The sequence below is a fragment of the Priestia sp. P5_B4 genome (assembly GCF_056400385.1).
This window is the reverse complement of the sequence record NZ_JBFULJ010000753.1, coordinates 1-1,866: the sequence shown is the minus strand read 5'-3', so window position 1 is coordinate 1,866 and position 1,866 is coordinate 1. Positions and strand designations below refer to the sequence as shown.

General features: G+C 31.8%; 1 protein-coding gene. It reads left to right on the top strand.

The genetic code is table 11. The features are described from left to right. The first annotated feature begins 528 nt into the window (after window positions 1–528). Window positions 529–1,146: a MerR family transcriptional regulator gene (locus tag AC1DRF_RS25555; RefSeq protein ID WP_477742022.1), complete on the top strand. Its 618-nt coding sequence runs from the start codon at window positions 529–531 to the stop codon at window positions 1,144–1,146. Window positions 1,147–1,866 lie beyond the last annotated feature (720 nt).

Sequence of the window (1,866 nt, the reverse complement as noted above, 5' to 3'; positions counted from 1 at the left end):
CTTTACGTGAATATCCAGAAAAAGATCTAGTCCTTCTATTATTGGAGTTCAAATCACAATTAATAGAGGAAATAGATAGTGAGGACGAAGATCTAATCTAACTACAAGAGCTAACAAAGAATCCGCCTCTGGAATTAAATAATCAAATCTTAAATGCAACGGAAGCAGCTCTAATCAATTATTTCAAACCTGAGTACAATAAGAAGCTCAATAATGATTTTCCTAGTGGAGAAGATCATGGATTACACTATCGTTCCGTTACTGTACAGGTTCATCCCGATATTATGGGATTAAAGCTATTCTCAAAGGAAAAGACATACCTATCAAATGAGCGTATTGTCTCTCCTCTTTTACATTCAAAAATTTAAGAGGAATTTTTGAGACCTATTGTTAAGTTTGTAATAGGTCTTTTTTTATTACAAACAAACTAAAATACTACTCTATATAGTTGTTATTTTGTTATGATAGAAAGGATTGTACTGCTGCTATAGCGAATCAAACAACAAGTGAAACCAAAGGAGGGTCGCTATGTCGAGTGAAGATAATTATTCAAAAGTGTATTATTCACCAAGCGATTTGACTGCTATGCTAGCTATAAAAGAATCTACTTTACGAAAGTATGCATATCAGCTTGAAAGAGCCGGATGGAGTTTTGGTAAAAACGATCAAGGTCATAGACAATATAGTGATAAAGACATTATGGCGATTCGAAGATTAATTAGTGCTAAAGTTAACACTAGCATGACGCTAGAACAAGCTGCAAACGAACTCGTACCAATACTTAAAGGAGAAGGTATAGCAGTACCCGTTACAGTAAATCAAACACAAAATGACCAGCGTAATGATGATATGGCAGCGTTGTCCAAACGTATAGATGAACAAACAGAACTTATTAACAAACAGACTGAGTTCATTAAGTTATTATCAGAACGTCTTGAAGAACGTGATACATATATACAAAAGAAATTTGAAGAACAGGATAAAAGGTTAATGGATCGCGATAATCGGCTTATGGAAGGTATAAGAATGCTTCAAGAGCAACGGGAAGAACAGAATGAATCCATGAAACTTATCGCAGCTGCTACAGATAAACTAGAGGAGCAAAAGAAACAAGGTTTTATCGCTCGTTTGTTTGGAAGAACATAAGGGAACGGTAAAACCTCTTTTGTTATTTGCATAGTTAAATATAAAATACATTTCATAAATCCTTTTTAAATCTCAGAGACAATCTGAGGTTTTTTGTTTTTTATACTAGCACAATCTTTTTTTATACGTTATAGCGATTAAAAAGTATTTTTTTAATGAAAATTACTCGTTATAGCGATATGTCGGCTAATGAAGTTTGTTGAAATAACGTTTAAGGATATTTTATAGCATAACCCGTTACAACCATTATAGCGTTATACGTATAGCATAACGATGATATATCACCGTTTTAGTTGATCTTTAGTTCAACATGAATCAGATTAAACAAAGACTTTGATATTGTTAGTTAAACCTATTAATCTATTAAGTTCACTTATTCGATATCGAAAAGTGCTTCTTATAACTCAAGTTTAACTTGCGAACCATTAGGTTCAACTTGGATTATTAATCATATTTTTTGTGTATATCTGGTATGATTACTGGGAATAGATATAAAAAATAAAAAAATAATATTCCAATATAAAGATAGCTTTTTAATCATTTTTTTCATTGTAAAGAAGGTTATTCTCCTTTAAGTAGGATTTTCTATTTTTTTTAAGTAGTTTAAAATCATAACATATCCACAACAAAGACCGCCCATTATGTATTAGTGTATAAGGCGGTCTTAACTGCATTATGTATTAGTGTATAAGGCGGTCTTAACTGTATTCATGCTATATG